We start from the raw sequence: 22111 nt of genomic DNA, 5'->3' as shown, positions 1-22111 counted from the left end.
TATTTAACTATTTGAATGGTATTTATTGTAATGATAAAGAACTGAATGTCGTACAAAAGAACCATGGATGAGGTTATCTCGTACCCTAAAAAAGAGGAACCCCGGATTTCAGTACCCGCAAAAGGGCCATTCAACATAAAAAAACACCTAACTGATTGTACGAATCAATTAGGTGCAGCGTATTCTTTGTTATTATTCTGTTTCAAACACATAGGAGAGGGCTTTGATTGCTTGGTCGAAGTTTTCGACGGTTGCGGTTGCTTTGTTCGATAACTCTTTCAAAGCATGGTGGAGGGATTCATCTCTGATTAAAATCAGTGGTTTATTTTTCGCAAGTGCGGTTGAAGCATCCATTGCCGTATTCCACTGCTTATAGCTTTCTCCAAAATAAGCGATGACTACATCGGATTTTGCCATTAATACTTCAGTTCTTAAATTATTGAATTCAGAGGCTTTATCATCCTTCATTATTTTCGTTGGCTGTTCTCCTGAAATTTCTTCGCCAATGGCATCTGACCGACTATGGTTCGTCATAGGGCTCACGAATGTCAGTGGTAAATCTTTTGAATGAGCTTTTTCAATTAATTCATCTCTCCATGGATCATGGATTTGTCCTGCTAAATAGACAGTTAAATTCATTGTCATCACTCCTAAACGATAGTCTCTTTACATCCTAACATGAAATTTCAGAAAACTCGGGTTCAAACACTTGAATGATTGCTCATCGAAAAGGGCATCATGAAAACTGAAAATGAAAGTTAGGTGTTTTTTTCAATGACAAAACGAGTACTCATCCGAATATCGCTAATTGTCTTGCTTCTTTTATTATTTTGGGGTGGTTATGAGTTAACGCCTGCAACAGGGGAAACGCAAAGCATTACCGTCAAGCCAGGGCAATCGTTACGTGAAGTTGCAGAAGTTTTACATAACAAAAAGCTCATTAAGAACAAACAAATCTTTCTGTTATACGGCTCAATTCGAAAACTTGATAGTCAAATCAAACAAGGCACGCATGAGATACCAGGATCGGAGACGATTCCACGCGTTTATGAGGAGCTCACTACCTCACCTATGGAGGATGGCGTTGAGGTCACGTTTCCAGAGGGATTTACTGTAGAGCAAATAGCTGATCGATTAGAAAAGAATAAATTAATCAATCGCGCAGCCTTTGTTAAATTGGTACAAACTGGAGAGGGCATTTCACATCCGCTCGTTAAAGAAATAAAGAAACAGAAGGGGATGAAGTATTTATTAGAAGGATATTTGTTTCCTGATACCTACTCATTTCCAAAAAAATCTTCGGAAAAAGCCATTATTGAAAAAATGCTTACAAGATTCCAACAAGTACGCGAGGAAATTGCACCAGAAGATAAAATATCGCTCAATGAATGGGTTACACTCGCTTCTATTGTTGAAAAAGAGGCTGTCGTGGATAAAGAACGTGAATTAATTGCTGGCGTTTTTCATAATCGGATGGAAGATGAGTGGAGGCTCCAATCTTGTGCGACTGTCCAATATGTACTTGATAAGCCGAGAGAGCGCTTGTTGTATAAAGATTTAGAAACAAAGAGCCCATACAACACATACATTCATGAGGGGCTGCCACCAGGTCCGATCAGCAATCCAGGTAAACAATCTCTATTAGCGAGTAACAATGCGAAAAATCATAACTACTATTTCTTCGTTGTAAAAGGGGACGGTTCTGGAGAGCATCATTTCTCTAAAACCTTTAAAGAACATCAAAAACATACTGATCATAAAGGAAATTGGTAAAAAAAGAGCTTCAAACGTTACCGTAACGTCTGAAGCTCTATTCATCAGTCAATGACTTAGTTTTTGTCCTCTCCGTTTACATCATCTATTTCTTTTGATGCAGCGGCTTCATTCTTATAACCTGAGTCATGGTCTACACTCTCATGATCTTCAGTAACTTCTGTTGTTAATTCTTCTTCCACAAAGCTACTAACCAAATTAAATTGACCTACTTCTTCTTGTAGCATCAGAGCGATATGTTGTAGCTCATTAGCAGCATGATTGACCTCACTGATCGCTTCTTTTTGATGAATACTAGATGCACTCACTTGTTCAGAAGCTGCGACAGATTCCTGTGAAATCGCACTTACTTCTTGTAGCTTTTCTGATAAAGCAGAGTTTGATGTTTGTACATGATTAATTGCAGTACGGATTTGTTGGATTCGCGAATTAATTCCCGAAACGTTATCCACAATTTTCGTAAATGCATTCTTCGTTCGATCAACTGAAGTTTGTTGTTCAGTTCGGTAATGATCGAACTGTTCTGCTTCATTTGAAAGCTGTTCCATCTGTTCAGACATGACAGCAATAAGCTTGTAAATGTTTTGCGCTTCAGATTTAGATCGTTCAGCAAGCTTTCGGACTTCTTGAGCTACGACTGCAAACCCTCGTCCTGCATCACCAGCTCGAGCCGATTCAATCGCTGCATTTAAGGCAAGTAAATCTGTACTACTTGCAATGTCCTTAATTGTATCGACGATAGAGCCGATTTGTTGTGAATTGTGATTTGCTTCTTGTACTTGTTTAATTAAGTGGTTTGCAAGAGATAGGAATTCATTTGAACTCTTATCTAAATTCTCAACAATTTGAAGGCCTTCTTTCCCTTCAAGTTCTGTAGATTGTGAGTCTTCACTAATTTGCATACTCAATTGAGCAGAATCTTCAACTGATGATGTTACTCTATCAATTAATTCTGTACTTTCTAATAGATGATCTGCTTGAACTTGTGCGCCATTAGATACTTGTTGGATCGCTTCATTTACTTCTTCGGTTTGAGCAGTGGTTTCTTGAGAAATAGCAGCAAGGTGTTGGGAAGATGATGAAAGCTTATCTGAAGCAACATTTACCTCAGACATCGCTTTTTGCATTTTTTCTGCCATGGTGTTGAAGGTAATGGCAAGTTCACCCATTTCATCCTGTTGTTCTACTCTCACTCTATGTCCTAGGTTACCTTCTCCAATAATTGTAGCGCCTTCTTTAAGACTCGTGATCGATGATTTAATCGTTCGCATTAGCCAGAATCCTAGAGCGACCATCGCCCCTATGATCACAATACTCATCACAATCAATGTCCAAAGAAGAATCGTTGATAAACGGTCCTGACTCTTATTTAATGATTGCGATTCAGCTTGAACTGATTTTTCAAGGTTTGTAATAGATTTCTCTAAGCTCATTCCGATTTCTTCGAAATTCACGACAGATTGGTTAATTTGACCACGATAGGATTGGACTGTATCAACTGCACTTGTATACGCTAGAAATGCTGAACTGAATGCCGACTTTTTGTCTTGATCCATTTCTGATGACTTTACATTACTACTTATTTTTTCTTTTTGATCATTGTATCGGTTAAGGTCAGTTGTAGTGCCTGCTAAGAAATACTGTTTCTCGAGCACCCTTAACTCGTAAAACTCTGATTGCAAACTTTGACTTTCGGAAGAAAGAACCTTAAATAGGGCATCAGACTTTTCATCAAGGATCCCTTGCATACTGTCTATATCTGCAGTCAACTTCGCGGTGTTGTTAAAAGACTCATGGTAATTCACAATTTGGTTGATAATGTCTTCATACGCTTTTGCAAAGTTTTTATGATCTTTTTGTATATTATCCGCCTGTTCATGAAGTTCATTAATATGAGTTTCAATTTCAGTGATGATAATCTCTCTGTTTGTTCTCAAATATTCTTGTTCTAGCTTACGAATTTGAGAGAAACTAGCACCAACACCAGCAGTTTCGGACGATAGTGTTTGCAAATCTGTTTTCTTTTGATCCATGTTCTGAGTCATAAAGATGTAGAACATCGTAAAAGCAAATAAAATTACGATTCCTACGATTGCCATTGTCAGCATAAGTCGTACTTTGTTGTTAATTGTCATCTCTGGCATCTTAGGTAAGTTAGGTACTTTAGATGTAAATGATTCCTTTGATAACTTTGGTATCTTTGGTAGCTTCGGCATCTGTCCCATGTCTTCTCCCCCTTAATTCCCTTGACTATTTCTAACTCTACCTTTATATCTGAAAACGACACGTATATAATAAAAATATTGAAATCGTGTTGGTTATGTATTCAATGGGGTAGATTAGTGAATAGCTTTATCATTTTCCTTACTAATCTTATTATCGTGATTGTTTGAAAAATCTTAATACTTTTATAGTAGTTATTTTCAAAAAAATAGAACTTTGGTCACTATGACTTGAATGAATTGTATATTTTGGGGGAAGTTGAATTGAAAACATTTCTAGCGAAAAAAGGTGTCTCGCTATCTGCACATACATATTTTGTAACTGCATTAAGTTATATGGCACTCGGACTATTTTCATCATTAATTGTTGGGCTCATCTTGAAAACGCTTGGAGAAAGAGTTGAAGGTCTAGCGTTTTTAACTGAAATCGGGACACTTGCCATGAGTTTAATGGGACCAGCTATAGGTGTGGCAATCGCATACGGGTTAAATGCGCCACCGCTTGTTTTATTCTCTGCCGTCATTGCGGGGGCAGCGGGAAGTGCGCTTGGTGGAGGACCAGCCGGAAGTTTCGTTGCTTCAGTTATTGCTGTTGAGGTAGGGAAAATGATTTCAAAAGAGACGAAAGTTGATATTATCGTTACACCCTTTGTAACGGTAACGACAGGATACGTTGTGGCAAAATTCATTTCTCCTAAAATATCAGACGTTATGGTTAATTTCGGTGAGCTCATTATGTGGGCAACTGAACAACGACCATTCGTGATGGGTATTCTTGTAGCAGCTTTAATGGGGCTAGCACTTACTGCACCGATTTCTAGTGCTGCAATTGCGATCATGCTCGGGTTGGAAGGTTTGGCAGCGGGTGCTGCGACAATTGGTTGTGCTGCACAAATGATTGGATTTGCAACATCAAGCTTTCGTGATAATGGATGGGGAGGTTGGTTCGCTCAAGGATTAGGAACGTCTATGCTTCAGGTGGCAAACATCGTTAAGAAACCGATTATTTTGATTCCACCAACTGTGGCTGGGATGTTACTAGCTCCTTTTGGAACCGTCGTTTGGGTTACATCTAATATCCCCGCAGGAGCAGGAATGGGAACGAGTGGTTTCGTGGGGCAAATCATGACTTTCGAGTCTATGGGATTCAACACACACACATTTATGATCATCGCCTTACTACACTTTATTGGACCTGCTCTCATCTCTTTAGTATTATCAGAATTGTTAAGAAAGAAAGGGTATATCCAACCCGGAGATATGAAAATTGATTATTAACATATGGAGGTACAAATAATGAAGACAATTACCTCAACTGAGGAATGGAACGAAGCGATTCAATCTGAGAATGCAATCATCATGTTCTCAGCTGTATGGTGTCCAGACTGTGTGATAGTAAAGCCAATTATGCGAGAAATTGAAGATGAATTCGCAGCCTTTGATTATTATTACGTGGATCGGGATGCGCACATCGAATTATGTCAGGAACTTGATATCTTTGGTATACCGAGCTTTCTGGCATATCGGAATGGCAAAGAGGTTGGTCGCTATGTAGATAAGGAGCGAAAATCAAAGGAACAAATTGTAAACTTCCTGCAATCCGTAAGGTAAAACAGTGACTTTTTCCCTTTCAGGTGTTACAATTTAACATTGAGATAAGGTCTCTATTGTCATTAGAAAGGGTGAATAACGTGGCAAAAGTTGAGGTAAACCACAGTAAATATGAAGGTATTCGATTTGATATTGAAAATGAGGATGTCATCCTTGTTGATATACTAGAAACAATTCCATACGAATATGTAGGGAAAAATACACTCGTTAAGATTCCAACAACTGAATTTACATCCGTTTGTCCATGGTCAGGACTTCCGGATTTCGCTGAATTCCATATCAGCTATATTCCGAATGAGAATCTTGTAGAGATGAAATCATTGAAATATTACTTGACTTCATATCGAAACGTAGGTATTTATCAAGAGCATGCAACCAACCGTATTCTTGATGATCTGGTACAACTTCTTGATCCAAAGGAAATGCAGATTACTGCAATTTGGAATGCAAGAGGCGGACTAGGAACAGAAGTTATCGCAGAATACAAAAAAGGCGAATAAGAGTTGATCTAATTTTCTCTAGGGTCTCGCCCTATGAATAGCATGACCCAGGGGCTGACTCATCAGTGATGTACTTTTGAGTCAGCCTTTTTACACGTTAAGAAGCTTACTATACGGTTTCTTAATTCCAAATATGGAAAGGAGGATGTTAAATGGAACCAATTGAACTTAAACGTATACTTGAAAATAAGCTCCAAGCGAATAATCGAAAGTTTGTATTTGATTCTGAAGAAAAAACACTTCGAATTGAAGATGATCAATCTGGTAAAGGCATTACTTTATCACTACCAGGATTAACTGCAAAGTATGAAGAACGTAAGGATGCGGCATTAGATGAAATCATCCATCATGTTAATGAGGTGTTTTCAGTAATGGATCAGCAGCAACCTCTTAAAGACAACGAAAAAGGAATATATCCTGTTATCCGTTCAACATCTTTCCCGACCGAACATAACGGTGATCAACTAATTTTTGAAGAGCATACAGCTGAAACAAGTGTCTTTTATGCACAGGACCTTGGAAACTCTTATCGTTTAGTAACTCAGAAGATGTTAGATGCTGAAGGCTGGGACCTAAAGCAATTAAAAGAAATCGGTCGATTTAACCTGAGATCTTTAGATTGCAATATGAAAGAAGATGAAGTGGCTGGCAATCGTTTCTACTTCCTTAATAGTAACGATGGTTATGATGCGAGTCGGATTCTTAACATCCAGTTATTAGAAGATATGAAAAGTAAGGTTGAAGGTACTTTAGCAGTCGCAGTACCCCATCAAGATGTGTTGATTTTTGCAGATATTCGAAATGAACAAGGCTATGATATTTTAGGACAAATGGCGATGCACTTCTTCTCAAATGGTAGGGTACCGATTACGGCGTTACCATTTCTGTATGAGGATGACGAGCTTGATCCCATTTTTATTTTAGCAAAAAACAAACCAACTAAAGCAGATTAAGTGTCCTTTAGGAAGGGGTATAACAGATGATTAACTTACACTATAATGAAAAAGGCATTGGAGATGTCCTGCTCGTAACAACAGATGCGGGAGATGTGATTGAGCGGAATTACGAAAAGACCGGAGATGTGGTCAAGCTTGTTGATAAAAGTGATGGTCGTACACTAGGTTTCAACATCTTTAACGCGTCTACGTACTTTGATATTTCTGGTCAAGGAAAGATTGAGCTTTCCGAATCAATAGTAAATGAAATCAACGCCTTTCTAAAAAAGAACAACATTGATGAAACAATTGAATATGATTCGCGTCCAGAATTTATCGTGGGATATGTTGAATCGAAAGAAAAACATCCAGACGCCGATAAGCTTAGTGTTTGCAAGGTGAACATTGGTGATGAGAACTTACAAATTGTTTGCGGTGCGCCTAATATTGATCAAGGCCAAAAGGTTGTTGTTTCAAGAGTTGGAGCTGTAATGCCAAGTGGGATGCTTATTAAAGAAGCAGAATTACGAGGCGTGAAATCATCTGGTATGATTTGCTCAGCAAAAGAGTTGGATTTACCAGATGCACCGAAGGAAAAGGGCATATTAGTTCTTGAAGATACGTATGAGGTAGGGGCTGACTTCTTCAATTTGAACAAGTAGATGTAGTAGAAAACAACCAGAGAATTTCTTTGGTTGTTTTCTACTACGTATTTACCTTTTCGAAGGAAATTCATTAAGAATTAGGTTTGGTTCTTTTCTTTAGCCCCTTATAAATGAAAGGTATTTCCGATATTCTTAAAGTACCTTTAAAAAAGGAAAGAAGAAAATTATTAAAAAAAGGTGAATGCATATATGTCTAAATGGTTGAAAAAAATGATGGACCTCATTCTTGAGGATGAAGATGAAAAGAACGAAACACAACACAATGAACCTCAATCAAAAAAGAGTAAACGAAAGCAAGATCAAACTAAAACAATAGGCAGAATGCAAGATAGTAAACGAACGATTGAGCCTAAAATGAAGCATCAGTATCCGAAAGAAGGGAATTTTCGATTTCCGTTAATCCCAGATGAAGAGAAAAATAGAACTAGAACTTACAGACAAAGTCAAAACCAACAACCTGAAAGTAATCGTAATCGGGATACTGAACCAAAAGAAACAGAAAAAGAGAACATAAAAAGAAGCCAATCAGTCAGCTCAACTCGAACTTCAAGGGAAGCAACTGAACGTCCTAAATTTACTGGTGTCAACTTCACACCATCCGATATACCCTCACCGATTTATGGCTTCGGTGAGCGTCCTGAAGTATTTCCACCCCAGTATGGGGATGGTAGACAAGAAGAGTTCACTAGCTATGAACCGGGTTATGAAACATTAAAAGCAATCGATGAAGAGTATGAGGAATTCGAATCCGAGAATATGATTGAAGATGTAAAGATGGAATATCCATCTGAAATGGAAGACGACGAACAAGTATTTTCTGAAGAGGAAATAGACCTTCAATTTGCAGTTGAAACTCATATGAATGATGAAATAGAAGCTGATGATGATCAAGAAATTAAAACGATTTTCGAGTTAGAGAAAGATGAGAATCAGGAAGAATCGTACAACAGTTCTGTAAGTGATGATGAACCAAACGAAGGTGAAAATACTGAAGAAGATCAAGTTACATACGATGAAATAGATACTGACGCAGTAATCAAAGCAGGTACCGAGCATGATGAAGACGATGGAGGTACCTACACTAATGAGAATACTGAAACTGATACAGATACCGATCTAGACGATCAAATAGAACAACCAACAGCTGAAGCACATCCTAAGCAAGAGACACAAGAAGAACAACAGCAGAAAGAGATGCCATCCGAGAAGAAGAAGAAACGAAATCCGATCGGATCAGAGCAAAAGAAGAGCATGATTCCTTTCAACGTCATGATGTTACAAAGAGACCGTAATTCAAAAGAATCAAATAAGCCCAATCTGAAGTCAGCGAATCATACTCCGACTCAATCGAATACTCAGTCCCAACCTGAGCAAAAGGTTGAGCGCCAACAAGAAACGATAAGGCAGAGTAATCAAGTTCAAGTGCATCATGAGAACTATGAATTCCCTTCTGCACAACTCTTAGATGCTGAACTGTTTGAGCCGAATGATGATGACACATGGCTTGATGATCAAATTGATTTGCTTCAATCCACTCTTGATAATTTTAATGTGAAGGCGAAAGTGCTAGGCGCAACAAAAGGTCCTTCCGTTACGAGAATTGAAGTACAACCAGCACCAGGTGTTAAGGTGAATAAGATTACAAATCTATCTGATGATATTAAACTTAGCTTGGCAGCTAAAGATATTAGAATTGAAGCACCAATACCAGGGAAGAACGCGATTGGTATTGAAGTTCCGAACAGTGTAAGTAAGGCTGTTCCATTACGCGAAATTATTACTCATCCGAACTTTAATCAAAATTCATCACCTTTATCCGTTGCATTAGGACTTGATATTTCTGGACAGCCAGTCGTTACAGACCTTCAGAAAATGCCACATGGCTTAATTGCAGGAGCAACAGGGTCTGGTAAGAGTGTTTGTATTAACTCGCTACTTATTAGTATTTTATATAAGTCACATCCAGATGACGTAAGATTATTATTAATTGATCCGAAAATGGTAGAGTTGGCCCCTTACAATCAACTACCACATCTTGTTACACCTGTTATCACTGATGCCAAGGAAGCTACACAAGGGTTGAAGTGGGCCGTTGATGAAATGGAACGTAGGTATGAATTGTTTGCAAAATCTGGTGTAAGGGATATGGAGCGATTCAATAAACTCGTTAAAGAGAAGGGCGATCCAGATCAAAAGCTACCTTATATCGTTGTCGTCATTGATGAGCTTGCTGATTTAATGATGGTATCCCCACAAGAGGTTGAAGATTCAATTTGTCGTATTGCTCAAAAAGCAAGGGCATGTGGGATTCATTTATTACTTGCAACGCAAAGACCTTCAGTTGATGTTATTACAGGATTAATCAAAGCTAATATTCCAACAAGGGTTGCATTTGCTGTTTCATCTTCAGTTGATTCGAGAACAATCATCGATACGAATGGTGCAGATAAACTTCTTGGTAAAGGTGATATGCTCTTTTTAGGAAATGGTGTATCGAAGCCAGTACGGATTCAAGGGAATTTTGTTTCTGATGATGAGATTGAAAGAATCACAGATCATGTGAAAAGACAAAGAGATCCAGACTATTTCTTTGAAAGAGAAGAGCTGATACAATCTACTCTTGAACTTGATCAAAGTGATGAACTGTTTGATGAAGCATGTGAATTTGTTTTGGAGCAAGGTGCTGCTTCATCCTCATCTCTCCAAAGAAGATTCAGAATCGGCTATAATCGTGCAGCTCGACTCATTGATATGATGGAAGCGAAAGGTTTTGTTTCTGAAGCAATGGGTAGTAAACCTAGGAATGTACTTATAACGAAAGCCGAATACTTTGAACACTCTGGTGAGGAGATTAAGCGTTAAAGGAAGCGCTTGTATTATGTTCAGTCGTTTTATATGATAAAGTAATGGTTATCTTATAGATATACGTGTACATTGATGAGCTATCTAGATCGAAAGCTTATCAATAACGCTCTTTTTCATAAAGATTGTTGTTTTTTAGTGGCTACAGAAATATACTCGCTTTCCGCGGGCGAACCGCAAGCGTCCTCACTCACTTTCACAGGGAGTACTGGTTTCGACGTTCACCACAGGACGTGGCTACACTTAGTCGAAGGTCCTTACTGTTAGTCGAAGATCCCTAATCGTGGCGGAGTCTTGCTTGGCTCGCTGTTCCCGCAGGAGTCTCGAATATTTCTTCCGCTTAAATGGTTTCAATAGCAACAATCTTTTAAAAACAAACATTAATAAAAACTATAGTTTTGTTATTTCGAGTGAAGGAATTAGGTGCATGTTATGGACATGAAAGAAATAGAACTTAAAATGCAAGGAAAGATAAAAAGACTTACGAATCACACCTTTAAATTTGATGAACGAGTGAGTGAGGGATGGTTCTCTGCAGTTTACTTCCTAAAGACTTGTGCAATTGCAGAGTCGCACAAGCCAAATAACCAGGTGATGATGCAATTCTTCCAAAAGAAGCATGCTGTCTTATGTGGGACCGATGAGGCGATTGCATTAATACAAACGTTTGCCAAAAACCCGGAAGAACTGACGATCCATTCATTAAAAGATGGGGATAAGGTCGAACCGTATGAAACGGTTATGACGATTGAAGGACCCTATCAAAATTTCGGATTCTTAGAAGGAATTATTGACGGAATACTAGGCAGAAGAACGTCAGTTGCAACGAATGTATATAACGTTGTGAAAGCTGCAAGTACTTCAGGCGTACAAAAGCCTGTCATATTCATGGGAGATCGTGATGATCATTTCACACAACAATCCGGCGATGGATACTCTGCATACATTGGTGGTTCTACAGCTCAAGCCACGCATGCAATGAATGAATGGTGGGGTAAAAGAGGTATGGGGACGATGCCTCATGCACTTATCCAATTATTTGAAGGAGATGTTGTTGCTGCATCTAGGGCTTATCATGAACAATTTCCAGAGGATGAATTGATGGCTTTAGTAGATTACAACAATGATGTAGTAACAGATGCCCTTAAAGTAGCAAGGGAATTCGGCGACTTGTTGAAGGGTGTTAGAGTGGATACTTCTAGAACGATGGTAGATCAGTACTTTTGGAGAAACCAAGACGTTCTAGGGAAATTCGACCCACGGGGTGTGAACCAAGAGTTAATCTTCGCTTTAAGGCATGCACTCGATCAAGAAGGGTACAATCACGTAAAGATTGTCGTAAGTGGTGGATTTACGGAAGACCGTATCCGTTCGTTTGAGAAAGAGAACGTTCCTGTCGATATTTATGGTGTTGGAAGTTCATTATTGAAGATAAATATTGGTTTCACGGGAGACAATGTGATCCTCAATGGAAAAGAGGAAGCGAAGAAAGGCCGTAAGTATCGCCCGAACGAAAGAATGGAAAAAGTTGACTGGTAAATAGGTGCGAATGGTTTGAAGTATTGGTTTCTGATATAATAGTAAAATGAGTTTTACGCCTATATGGGGAACTAGCCCTTTTTAAGGAAATAAAACATATAATACAAATAGATCAAATGAGCAAAGAGTCCAGATCAGTTGGAGGTTCATTTTTATGACAACATACCATTTTGTTGGGATTAAAGGGACGGGAATGAGTCCCCTGGCACAAATACTACACGATATGAAATTTTCGATTCAGGGATCTGATATCGAAAAGTATATCTTTACCCAACAAGCTTTAGAAGAAAGAAATATTTCAGTATTACCTTTTCAAGCAGACAACATTAACCCTGATCAAGTTGTCATTGCGGGTAATGCTTTTCCAGACGAACATGAAGAAGTGGCAAAGGCGAATGAATTAGGACTTCCTGTTTATCGTTATCATCATTTCTTAGGTGAATTCATTAAGAAATTCACAAGTGTGGCTGTTACAGGTTCACACGGAAAAACATCTACTACTGGATTACTTGCTCATGTTTTAGGAGCGGCTCATCCGACATCATTTTTAATTGGTGATGGTTCTGGTAAAGGTGTGGAAGACAGTGAGTACTTCGTCTTTGAAGCATGTGAATATCGTAGGCATTTCCTTTCATATGAACCTTCATATGCGATCATGACGAACATAGATTTTGATCATCCTGATTACTTTAAGGATGTAAATGACGTATTCGACGCATTCCAATCTATGGCGATGCAGGTTCAGAAAGGGATTATTGCGTGTGGCGATGATTCTTACTTGCAACAAATTCAAGCAAATGTACCTGTTCTATTCTATGGACTAAATGAGAACAATGATTTTCAAGCTAGAAATATTAAAGTGAATGAGAATGGAACAACATTCGATGTGTTCATCCGAAATTCATTCCATGAAACGTTTTCTATTCCAGGCTATGGTACACACCATGTATTAAACGCTTTATCCGTCATTGCCCTTTGTCATTATGAAGAAGTCGATGTGACAATTTTGAAGGAGCAACTGAAAACGTTTAAAGGTGTGAAAAGACGTTTCACTGAAAAGTTTGTTGGACAACAAGTGTTGATCGATGATTACGCTCATCATCCAACTGAAATTAAGGCGACGATTGAATCAGCAAAGCAAAAATATCCTGATAAGGAAGTGGTTGCAATATTCCAACCACACACGTACACCCGTACTCAAACCTTCTTGGATGAATTTGCGGATAGCCTCGGTCGTGCGGATCAGGTTTATCTTTGCGACATTTTCGGATCAGCTCGTGAAAATGCTGGAAACCTATCAATAGATAACCTTCAAGAACGCATAGAAAACTCGCACAAAATTAGTGAAGAGACGATTGATTTGTTATCGAAACATACCAATAGTGTACTCCTATTCATGGGTGCAGGTGACATACAAAAGTATCAAAAAGCCTACGAAAATGAATTGGCTTCGTAATTTTAAATGAACAAACAGCTGGCTCAGATGTTATATTGACATCGAGCCAGCTGTTTTGTCTTTAATGTACAATTTTAGTATGAGGTATTAACAAAAAAGAGAGTGATGCAATTCATTTTGCATCACTCTCATTCTGTATGATTTTATTTCAGGTTTTCAGGATTGAGTGGTTCTAATTCAGGTAAGACGAATCGTCCGTCTTTACGAATTAATACGCCATCGAAGTAAATTTCTCCTCCACCGTAGTCTGGGCGCTGAATATTAACAAGGTCCCAGTGGATGTTAGAGTCATTACCATTTGAAGCCTCTTCATAGCATTGTCCAGGTGTGAAGTGGAAGCTGCCATCAATTTTTTCGTCGAACAAGATATCTTGCATTGGATTTTGGATAAATGGATTTACACCAATTGCAAATTCTCCAATGAAGCGTGCACCCTCATCGGTATCCAACACTTTATTGAGTCGTTCAGTATCATTTGCACTTGCTTCAATAATTTTTCCGTCTTTAAACGTAAAGCTCACGTTATGGAAGACAAATCCTTGATAAGGTGATGGAGAGTTGTAAGTAATCGTTCCATTTACAGATTCTCTAATAGGTGCTGTGTAAACTTCTCCATCTGGAAGATTTTTATTTCCTGCACATTTAATTGATGGAATATCCTTAATCGAGAAGGTTAAATCAGTTCCAGGTCCTTTAATTTGAACTTGGTCTGTTTGATCCATTAATTTTGCCAATGGATTCATCGCTTCATCCATCTTGCTATAGTCAAGATTACATACATTGAAATACAAGTTTTCGAATGCAGTTGAGCTCATGTCAGCAAGCTGTGACATGTTTGGTGTAGGATAACGGAGCACACACCACTTTGTTTTAGGGATTCGGATGCCGTGATGAACACCTTTGTATACTTTCTTTTGGTACATCGCGATCTGTTCAGAAGGAACATCTGACATCTCAGAAATGTTGTTTCCTGAACGGATCGCCACATAAGCGTCCATTTCTTTCATAATCGTTTCCTCGAACTTACCTTGTAATGCAAGCTGTTCTTCCTTTGCATTCATGAGTAAGGCTCTCTGGGTGGACTCGTCTTTAATTGATACGAATGGCAATCCCCCCACCTTATATGCTTCTTCCACTAAAGCGTTTACAAGCTCTTGCTGATAGCCTGTATTTTCTATCAAAACTTTCTCACCGGGTTGTAAATCAACTGAATATGTAATGATATTGTTTGCTAATGTTTGAATTCTAGGGTCTCTCATAAATCTATCTCCTCTCTCTTCTCTAAAATATTTCCTACATACTATTGTACTTTATTTTCACTTTAGAAAAAAGGTAGGAGGATTGTTTGTGCTTAGCATCGAATTTCATTACAATAGATACTTGGTTTAACGAATAGACAGAATGGGAAATGGAATACTAAACAGGAGGTGGTTTACGTTATGGAAATAATCTTGTATTTAAGTGTAGCTCTAATTGCAGTAGCGTTTGCAGTATTGGTCGTATTTATCTCAAAGACTTTGAAATCACTCCAACTGACTTTGGCGAATGTCGCAAAAACACTCGATGGACTGGAAAATCAACTAGACGGGGTATCGAGGGAAACAACGGATTTGTTACATAAGACCAATCGATTGGCCGAAGATATCCAACACAAATCTGAGTCTCTTAACTCCGTATTCCATGGAGTACGTGAAATTGGAGATAGTCTCTCTACTGTAAGTCATTCTGTGAAAAATGTATCTACTCGTATCGCACGCGAGGGTGAGAATAAATCGGATACCGTTTCACAAGTTGTACAATGGAGTAATGCAGCATTAGATATTTACGAGAAATTTAAACTTAGAAACAGAAGAGTTGAACGAACGACCGAACCAAAATAGAGGAGGAATCATGTATGTCAAATGAAAAAAACAACAATCAAAATTCAAGTATTGATACGAAGGATTTCTTGATCGGGTCTTTAATCGGAGGAATTGTAGGTGCTACTACAGCATTGTTGCTCGCTCCTAAATCAGGGAAAGAGCTCCGAACAGACTTGAATGACCAAGCTGTTCAATTAAAGGGGAAGAGTACTGAAGTTGCATCAATGGCAAAAGAAAAGTCATCCAATATTGCTCAAACAGTAAGTACACAAACTTCTCAAGCTGCTAATAAAGTAAAAGAATTCTCAAGCAATGTGAAAGACGATTATGCGAACTGGAGAAACAAGGATAAAGAGGCCGAGTTACTTGAAGAAGAATATAATGAAGGTAAAGCAGATGCAATTGAAGATGCAATGCAAACGCCGAATAAAGATTTGAACAATTTAGAAACAAATTATGAAGAGAAGCACACGACGAAATCTAAGTAAGTTGATATAATCATTTGTAGAGTGCACGGATACTCATTAGGACGCTAACCCTATTTGAGATTGTCCGGCACTTTTCCTTTATGTTATAAGGGATTAAAGGGATTTGGAGAACCAGACACATTAAAGAGGTGGATATACATGAAGAAAGTGAGTAGCCTGGAAGAATTTAAAGCAATTGAAAGAGCAGAACCCTTTTACTTTCTAAAAAATAGTACAACATGTCCAATTAGTGGTTCAGCTTATGAAGAAGTGAAGAACTTTTCGGATGATCACTCTGACATCCCAGTTTATTATTTAAATGTACAAGAAGCTAGACCACTATCTAATCAACTGGCTGAAGAGTTTGGTATAAAGCATGAATCTCCACAGCTTTTTCTAATAAAAGACGGAAAAGTGCTTGCTCACGATTCCCATTGGAACATTACTTATGATAAATTAGAGAAGTTAACAAAAGAACATGTTAGATGACTCAGAAGTAGACGACATTTTTTCTGTCGACTAAACTAGAAATGAATCATACTTAATTTATGAGGGATCCTTATATTCTAGGAAGTGAAATAATGAGTAACCAAGAACTCGACCATTTACGTGAACAGATTGATCAAATAAATTTACAATTAGTCAAAACTCTTAACCAACGTGCTGAGATTGTTCAACAAATTGGTAAAGTGAAGAAGAAGCAAGGCGTTAATCGTTTTGAACCTGTCCGAGAACGACATATGATGGATTTGATTGCAGAACATAATCATGGACCTCTTGAAACTGCAACACTACAACATTTATTTAAGCAAATTTTTAAAGCAGGGTTAGAGTTACAGGAGGATGAGCATAGACGAGATTTACTCGTTTCTAGAAAAAACAAACCCGAGGACTCTGTCGTTAATGTACTCGGTGAAACCATTGGAGATGGAAAACAGAGGATAATTGCCGGTCCATGCTCTGTCGAGTACTATGAACAGGTGGATGCAGTAGCAAAAGCTGTAAAGGAGCAAGGCGGAAAAATCCTTCGTGGTGGTGCCTTCAAACCTCGGACCTCTCCATATGACTTCCAAGGACTAGGGATGGAAGGTCTGAAAATCTTGCGAGATGTTGCACGAAATTATGATTTAGCTGTAATAAGCGAAATTGTCAATCCAGCTGACATACAAGAAGCAACTGAATATGTAGATATCATTCAAATAGGTGCACGTAATATGCATAACTTTGAATTACTTAAAGAGGCAGGAAGAACATCCAAGCCTGTACTATTGAAACGTGGTCTGGCTGCCACACTCTCTGAGTTTATGAATGCTGCTGAATACATTATGTCACAAGGAAATGGTGATATTATTCTTTGTGAGCGGGGCATAAGAACGTATGAGAGAGCAACGAGGAACACGCTAGATATTTCAGCTGTACCCATTTTGAAGCAGGAAACACACTTACCCGTCTTTGTGGATGTCACCCATTCAACGGGCCGTCGAGATATTCTACTCCCTATTGCCAAAGCTGCATTAGCAATTGGAGCAGACGGCATCATGGCAGAAGTGCACCCTGACCCAGCTGTTGCCTTGTCAGATGCAACGCAACAAATGGACATCAATCAATACAATGAATTTGTCTCATCATTGAAACAAACTTATCCTGAGCTAATTTAATTCATAGAAAGTAGCCCTTTTAGGATAAAATAAACATAAATCATCGTTTGGAACAACAACGTGCAGAATAGGAGGCCGTTATGAACAATAATTCAACTATTTATGATGTAGCTAGAGAAGCCGGAGTATCGATGGCAACCGTTTCACGTGTTGTGAACGGGAATCCAAACGTTAAACCAGCAACTCGGAAGAAAGTGCTTGATGCGATCGAAAGGCTTGGATATCGTCCAAATGCAGTCGCTCGAGGTTTGGCTAGTAAGAAGACGACAACAGTAGGTGTCATTATCCCAGATATCTCTAGTATGTTCTTTGCAGAGTTAGCTAGAGGAATTGAAGACATTGCTACAATGTATAACTACAACATCATTCTTTGTAACTCTGATCAAAATAAAGACAAAGAGATCCATTTGCTGAACACACTCTTGGGTAAACAAGTGGATGGCATCGTCTTTATGGGAGGCACAATTACTGAGGAGCATGTCGAGGAATTTAAGCGCTCTCCTGTACCGATTGTTCTTGCTGCTACCATATCACCTGATGAGGAGATTCCAACTGTTAACATCAACTATCAGGAAGCGGTTTTTGATGCAGTGCACATGTTAATAGAACAAGGTAACGAACGGGTTGCCATGGTATCAGGTCCATTAGAAGACCCAATTAACGGTCACCATAAGTTTTCTGGATATCGCCGAGCTTTAGAAGAAGCGAATTTGGAAATGAATGAAGACTATGTCTCCATTGGTGACTACACATATGATTCAGGGATTGAAGCAGTAGAAAAGTTCTTATCATTAACAGAACAGCCAACTTCTGTGTTTGTCGGTACTGACGAAATGGCACTCGGCGTCATTCATGGTGCACAAGATCGAGGGCTAAGCATTCCTGAAGATATAGAAGTTATCGGATTTGATAATACACGGTTAGCCTCTATGGTTAGACCGACGTTAACAACTGTCGTACAACCGATGTATGACATTGGTGCAGTTGCAATGAGACTGCTGACGAAATTTATGAAAAACGAAACGGTTGAAGATCGAACAGTCATACTGCCACACCGAATTCAACTTCGTGACTCAACGAAATAACAAGACGGCGAAAACACGTAACTCACACAGAGATACGTGTTTTTTATTTAATCACAATGAGTCCTTTCGTACCGTGAAAATCGTAAAAACCTATTTTGACGGATGGAAAAAGCTTAAATGGTAGAAGGATTAGAATGTTTTTCTTTTTGGTTTCTAAGTTTCAATAATTTTGGTCTAGATAAAGGGGGATAAAATGAAGAAAATTGGTTTTAGTATTTTATTTGTCTTTATACTTTTCATCTCCAATGGCTGTGAAAATTCGGATTCAAAAATATCAATAGAAGAAGTAGAATCAATCGTAATTGAACGGCATCCTGGAGGTAAAATAATAGAAGTGAATCATAAAAGAGGAAAGTATGTAGTTGAATGGGAAAATATCGAAAACTGTGAGAGTGGTATTGACCATATTGATGACCAAAGTGGTAAATTTATTAAAAGTATCCATTCAATTTGCTAATTATTTAGATGCTTTTCAATGAAAGGGCGATTCCTAAAAAGGATGAGCTTCTTTTTTGTGTAAATTTTTATTGCGGAATGCAGATCGTTTTGAAATAATTGGAATTACTTCGTTACAAAGATATCGATCTTATTTAAAATCATGGAAGGATTTGATTGTTTTGACATCAGTATTACAAAAAGGAGATAAGATAGGAATCTTTACTCCATCTTCACCTGCAACGGTTACAGCAAAGCCACGTTTCGAACGTGCCAAGTCTTTTTTGGAAAAGAAGGGCTTTGTTATTGTAGAAGGTAGTTTGACGGGGAAATCCGAAGTTTATCGTTCGGGTTCACCTAAAGAACGGGCACTAGAATTAAATGAATTACTCAGAAATCCAGAAATCAACATGATTATGTCCACGATTGGTGGGACAAACTCTAACAGCATGTTGCCCTATATCGATTATGAAGCGTTCAAGCAAAACCCAAAGATGGTTGTAGGATATTCAGACGCAACAGCGATTATTTTGGCGCTATTTGCTAAGACGAATATCTCTACTTATTATGGACCCGCTCTCATTCCATCTTTTGGTGAATTTGAACCACTAGTGAATGATACATATCGTTACTTTGAAAACTATTTTACGTATAAAGAAAAAATACCATATGAAATACCGATGCCTCCATACTGGTCTGATGAACCTGTAAACTGGCTGGAAAAAACAACTGAAAAAACGTTATATCAAAATGAATGGATAACTGGAATACCAGGTGTTGCAGAGGGTCGATTAATCGGAGGAAATGTTAATGCCATGTATGGTTTTATTGGCACCGAGTATTTCCCAACTATTAATTATGGGGACATTCTTTTAATAGAAGATTGTGGGAAAAATGCTGCAACAGTAGAAAAGAATTTTGCTATGTTGAAAATGCATGGGCTTTTTAATAAAGTGTCGGGCATCATTTTAGGAAAACATGAATGTTATGATGATTTAGATACAAGGAAGACGCCATTAGATCTACTCCTAGAACAATTGGATGGTGTGGATGTGCCTGTACTAGCTGATTTCGATACATGTCATACTCATCCGATGCACCCCTTAGCTATAGGGAAGAAAGTAAAGTTAGATGCGGGAGATAAAAAAGTTTATTGTATTGAGAATTGGATACTGTAAGAGATTATTAAGTTTAAATGGAATTTTATACATCATTGGAAGGAGGAAGGAAGTTGAACAATCCTGTAGTCATTGTTGGTGCTGGTTTAAGTGGCTTGCGGGCTGCGTCTCTCCTTGCTAAACAAGGTATCGACTGTAAGGTACTAGAAGCAAGAGATAGGATTGGCGGTAGGGTCTTAAGTACATCAGATCCAATTAGACCTGACCTAGGAAAATTTGATCTCGGCCCGACATGGTACTGGCCGCAGTATGAGAGCACGATCACCAACCTTGTAAAAGAACTGAAGATCGGAACGTTCGCCCAGTACACAAAAGGGGCAATGCTTTCAGAACGATCGCATAACATTCCGCCAGAGCGTTATGTACTACCAGAAAACTCAAGTGAAAGATCAGTTCGCATCATTGGTGGGGTGGAGTCCCTTATTAATGCTGTCGAAGATACAATTCCCACAGGTGTAGTTGAGCTTGAAACGCGAGTTACAGCAATTCAACTTGATGAAGACGGTGTTATTAAGGTTGAAGCAGCATGTGCTGAGGGAAAGAGAAAAGAAGTTCCGGCAAGAGCTGTAATCCTAGCAGTGCCGCCTCGGATTGTGGCGCGTCATATTAATTTCTCTCCTTCCTTATCCCAAGATATAGTAACTGACCTCATAAGCAAACCTACGTGGATGGCAGGGCAAGCCAAGGCAATTGCAGTTTATGAGCGTCCCTTTTGGAGGGAGTCGGAACTCTCTGGGTTTGCAACAAGCTGGGTTGGACCTTTACAAGAAATCCATGATGCTTCTCCTGAAACAGGATCTGGTGCATTATTTGGATTCTTCGGCATGTCAGCGAAAACGCGCCGAGAAATGGGTGAGGATAAAGTTTTAAATTTGGTCATAGATCAATTGGTTAGACTCTTTGGTCCTTCTGCTCAAAACGTAAAGGCAATCCTATACAAGGATTGGTCCAGAGATCTCGAAACGGCTGTTGAGGAAGATTTAGACCCGCTTAAAGATTTTCCGGTCTATGGTCAACCACCAAAATCTGAGGTATGGGAAAAGAAAATTGTTTTTGCTGGTACAGAGGCTCATTCAAAATATGGTGGCCATCTTGAAGGTGCCCTCCTGGCAGCTGAACAGGCAGTTTTTGAAATCAATCATTTATAGGGATTAAGGAGAAAATCACAAAAGTAATTTTAAATGAAAGTTAACAAAGTAAAAGAACTTGAGCTTAGGAGTGATTGATTGTATAAGAAAGTTTTCTGGGAACATAAAGAGCAGTCGGGATCTGAATTCTTAAGAATCAGTGAAAATGATACAAACATAAAAGCAGAAGGACTGGTTCTTTATACATCCAAACGAGACGCGTATAAATTTTCATATGAAGTGATAACAGATAATAGGTGGTTTACTAAAAGTATTGAAATCATTAATTTAGAACTTAATGAAAAACTTCAATTGGATTCAAATTGTAAAGGAAAATGGTTTTTACATAACAGTGAATTAGTTGAAATGGACGGAATTATTGATATTGACATATCAATGACACCATTTTCAAATACTCTTCCAATTAATCGTTTTGAATGGGAGGAAGGGCAAGAAAGAAACTTTAATGTGCTCTATATTGATGTTCCAACTCTGGGGTTTATGAAATTAGAACAACAATATAAGTTTAAAGGATATTCGGAAGGTGGAACTAGAAAGTTTCACTACAAGTGTAGAGATTATGAAACAGTAATCACAGTGGATCAGGATGGACTTATCCTTGAGTATCCTGGTGTCTTTATTCGAAGATATTGAAAACTATCCTTTATAAATGGTTGTTTGTCTTACATTTGTGACTCTTCCAATTATAGAAGATTTAAGACGATTTAATTATTGA

21 protein-coding genes are annotated in these 22111 nt (G+C 38.4%); 18 read left to right on the top strand and 3 right to left on the bottom strand.

Features of this window, described 5'->3' with window-relative positions:
* Positions 1-192: 192 nt before the first annotated feature.
* Positions 193-639, bottom strand: a complete 447-nt coding sequence (locus tag L2716_RS11315; RefSeq protein WP_236334649.1) for a YtoQ family protein — start codon at positions 637-639, stop codon at positions 193-195.
* 135 nt (positions 640-774) lie between these two features.
* Here L2716_RS11315 and mltG point away from each other — a divergent pair, with 135 nt between their 5' ends.
* Positions 775-1773, top strand: a complete 999-nt coding sequence (mltG, locus tag L2716_RS11310; protein WP_236334647.1) for an endolytic transglycosylase MltG — start codon at positions 775-777, stop codon at positions 1771-1773.
* Positions 1774-1829: 56 nt separating this feature from the next.
* On the opposite strand, the gene L2716_RS11305 is transcribed toward mltG, so the two are convergent.
* The gene (locus L2716_RS11305; protein WP_236334645.1) at positions 1830-3998 is read right to left on the bottom strand and encodes a methyl-accepting chemotaxis protein; all 2169 of its coding nucleotides are present in this window, start codon (positions 3996-3998) and stop codon (positions 1830-1832) included.
* A 261-nt stretch (positions 3999-4259) separates the two neighbouring features.
* Here L2716_RS11305 and L2716_RS11300 point away from each other — a divergent pair, with 261 nt between their 5' ends.
* The 8 genes from L2716_RS11300 (at position 4260) to murC (ending at position 13563) form a co-directional block, all read left to right on the top strand.
* Entirely contained in the window at positions 4260-5273 is a 1014-nt protein-coding gene (locus tag L2716_RS11300) for a PTS sugar transporter subunit IIC (protein WP_236334643.1), read from the top strand.
* 18 nt (positions 5274-5291) lie between these two features.
* On the top strand, positions 5292-5606 hold the full coding sequence (locus tag L2716_RS11295) for a thioredoxin family protein (RefSeq protein WP_236334641.1): 315 nt from the start codon (positions 5292-5294) through the stop codon (positions 5604-5606).
* A gap of 80 nt (positions 5607-5686) precedes the next feature.
* The gene (queF, locus tag L2716_RS11290; RefSeq protein WP_236334639.1) at positions 5687-6106 is read left to right on the top strand and encodes a preQ(1) synthase; all 420 of its coding nucleotides are present in this window, start codon (positions 5687-5689) and stop codon (positions 6104-6106) included.
* Positions 6107-6258: 152 nt separating this feature from the next.
* Positions 6259-7059, top strand: coding sequence for a DUF1444 domain-containing protein (locus L2716_RS11285; protein ID WP_236334637.1), 801 nt, complete (start codon positions 6259-6261; stop codon positions 7057-7059).
* 29 nt (positions 7060-7088) lie between these two features.
* Entirely contained in the window at positions 7089-7703 is a 615-nt protein-coding gene (gene ytpR, locus L2716_RS11280) for a YtpR family tRNA-binding protein (RefSeq protein ID WP_236337861.1), read from the top strand.
* Positions 7704-7895: 192 nt separating this feature from the next.
* The gene (locus L2716_RS11275; protein ID WP_236334634.1) at positions 7896-10568 is read left to right on the top strand and encodes a DNA translocase FtsK; all 2673 of its coding nucleotides are present in this window, start codon (positions 7896-7898) and stop codon (positions 10566-10568) included.
* A gap of 438 nt (positions 10569-11006) precedes the next feature.
* Complete coding sequence (locus L2716_RS11270; protein ID WP_236334632.1) at positions 11007-12107, top strand: nicotinate phosphoribosyltransferase; 1101 nt, start codon at positions 11007-11009, stop codon at positions 12105-12107.
* A 154-nt stretch (positions 12108-12261) separates the two neighbouring features.
* Complete coding sequence (gene murC / locus L2716_RS11265) at positions 12262-13563, top strand: UDP-N-acetylmuramate--L-alanine ligase (RefSeq protein ID WP_236334629.1); 1302 nt, start codon at positions 12262-12264, stop codon at positions 13561-13563.
* 143 nt (positions 13564-13706) lie between these two features.
* Here the strand turns inward: murC and L2716_RS11260 are convergent, their stop codons facing one another.
* The gene (locus L2716_RS11260) at positions 13707-14822 is read right to left on the bottom strand and encodes an aminopeptidase (protein ID WP_236334627.1); all 1116 of its coding nucleotides are present in this window, start codon (positions 14820-14822) and stop codon (positions 13707-13709) included.
* 180 nt (positions 14823-15002) lie between these two features.
* Between L2716_RS11260 and L2716_RS11255 the strand changes: the two genes are divergently transcribed.
* The 9 genes from L2716_RS11255 to L2716_RS11215 all read left to right on the top strand — a co-directional run bounded on the left by L2716_RS11255 (position 15003) and on the right by L2716_RS11215 (position 22029).
* Positions 15003-15443, top strand: a complete 441-nt coding sequence (locus L2716_RS11255; protein ID WP_236334625.1) for a DUF948 domain-containing protein — start codon at positions 15003-15005, stop codon at positions 15441-15443.
* 14 nt (positions 15444-15457) lie between these two features.
* Positions 15458-15913, top strand: coding sequence for a YtxH domain-containing protein (locus tag L2716_RS11250; RefSeq protein WP_236334623.1), 456 nt, complete (start codon positions 15458-15460; stop codon positions 15911-15913).
* A 138-nt stretch (positions 15914-16051) separates the two neighbouring features.
* Entirely contained in the window at positions 16052-16381 is a 330-nt protein-coding gene (ytxJ, locus tag L2716_RS11245) for a bacillithiol system redox-active protein YtxJ (RefSeq protein ID WP_236334620.1), read from the top strand.
* Between the two features lie 92 nt (positions 16382-16473).
* The gene (locus tag L2716_RS11240; RefSeq protein ID WP_236334618.1) at positions 16474-17550 is read left to right on the top strand and encodes a bifunctional 3-deoxy-7-phosphoheptulonate synthase/chorismate mutase; all 1077 of its coding nucleotides are present in this window, start codon (positions 16474-16476) and stop codon (positions 17548-17550) included.
* 80 nt (positions 17551-17630) lie between these two features.
* Positions 17631-18635: a catabolite control protein A gene (gene ccpA / locus L2716_RS11235; RefSeq protein ID WP_236334616.1), complete on the top strand. Its 1005-nt coding sequence runs from the start codon at positions 17631-17633 to the stop codon at positions 18633-18635.
* 193 nt (positions 18636-18828) lie between these two features.
* The gene (locus L2716_RS11230; protein ID WP_236334614.1) at positions 18829-19092 is read left to right on the top strand and encodes a hypothetical protein; all 264 of its coding nucleotides are present in this window, start codon (positions 18829-18831) and stop codon (positions 19090-19092) included.
* Positions 19093-19246: 154 nt separating this feature from the next.
* Positions 19247-20248, top strand: coding sequence for a S66 family peptidase (locus L2716_RS11225; RefSeq protein WP_408005323.1), 1002 nt, complete (start codon positions 19247-19249; stop codon positions 20246-20248).
* A gap of 53 nt (positions 20249-20301) precedes the next feature.
* Complete coding sequence (locus tag L2716_RS11220) at positions 20302-21396, top strand: flavin monoamine oxidase family protein (protein WP_236334610.1); 1095 nt, start codon at positions 20302-20304, stop codon at positions 21394-21396.
* 78 nt (positions 21397-21474) lie between these two features.
* Positions 21475-22029 (top strand): putative glycolipid-binding domain-containing protein, encoded by a 555-nt coding sequence (locus L2716_RS11215; RefSeq protein ID WP_236334608.1) that lies wholly within the window; start codon positions 21475-21477, stop codon positions 22027-22029.
* The last annotated feature ends 82 nt before the right edge of the window (positions 22030-22111 follow it).

This window comes from Pseudalkalibacillus berkeleyi, from assembly GCF_021608225.1.
In the GTDB taxonomy this organism is placed as follows: domain Bacteria; phylum Bacillota; class Bacilli; order Bacillales; family Fictibacillaceae; genus Pseudalkalibacillus; species Pseudalkalibacillus berkeleyi.
Note: the sequence above shows the minus strand (reverse complement) of the source record. Positions and strands in the feature narration are given on the sequence as shown.

Excerpts from the sequence above, each read along its gene's own strand:
- L2716_RS11275 (WP_236334634.1), top strand. The coding sequence starts at position 7,896 with ATGTCTAAATGGTTGAAAAAAATGATGGACCTCATTCTTGAGGATGAA.
- ytxJ (WP_236334620.1), top strand. The coding sequence starts at position 16,052 with ATGAAGAAAGTGAGTAGCCTGGAAGAATTTAAAGCAATTGAAAGAGCA.
- L2716_RS11305 (WP_236334645.1), bottom strand. The coding sequence starts at position 3,998 with ATGGGACAGATGCCGAAGCTACCAAAGATACCAAAGTTATCAAAGGAA.
- mltG (WP_236334647.1), top strand. The coding sequence starts at position 775 with ATGACAAAACGAGTACTCATCCGAATATCGCTAATTGTCTTGCTTCTT.
- L2716_RS11270 (WP_236334632.1), top strand. The coding sequence starts at position 11,007 with ATGAAAGAAATAGAACTTAAAATGCAAGGAAAGATAAAAAGACTTACG.
- L2716_RS11250 (WP_236334623.1), top strand. The coding sequence starts at position 15,458 with ATGTCAAATGAAAAAAACAACAATCAAAATTCAAGTATTGATACGAAG.
- L2716_RS11315 (WP_236334649.1), bottom strand. The coding sequence starts at position 639 with ATGAATTTAACTGTCTATTTAGCAGGACAAATCCATGATCCATGGAGA.
- L2716_RS11260 (WP_236334627.1), bottom strand. The coding sequence starts at position 14,822 with ATGAGAGACCCTAGAATTCAAACATTAGCAAACAATATCATTACATAT.
- L2716_RS11240 (WP_236334618.1), top strand. The coding sequence starts at position 16,474 with ATGAGTAACCAAGAACTCGACCATTTACGTGAACAGATTGATCAAATA.
- L2716_RS11295 (WP_236334641.1), top strand. The coding sequence starts at position 5,292 with ATGAAGACAATTACCTCAACTGAGGAATGGAACGAAGCGATTCAATCT.
- L2716_RS11255 (WP_236334625.1), top strand. The coding sequence starts at position 15,003 with ATGGAAATAATCTTGTATTTAAGTGTAGCTCTAATTGCAGTAGCGTTT.
- ccpA (WP_236334616.1), top strand. The coding sequence starts at position 17,631 with ATGAACAATAATTCAACTATTTATGATGTAGCTAGAGAAGCCGGAGTA.
- murC (WP_236334629.1), top strand. The coding sequence starts at position 12,262 with ATGACAACATACCATTTTGTTGGGATTAAAGGGACGGGAATGAGTCCC.
- L2716_RS11230 (WP_236334614.1), top strand. The coding sequence starts at position 18,829 with ATGAAGAAAATTGGTTTTAGTATTTTATTTGTCTTTATACTTTTCATC.
- L2716_RS11285 (WP_236334637.1), top strand. The coding sequence starts at position 6,259 with ATGGAACCAATTGAACTTAAACGTATACTTGAAAATAAGCTCCAAGCG.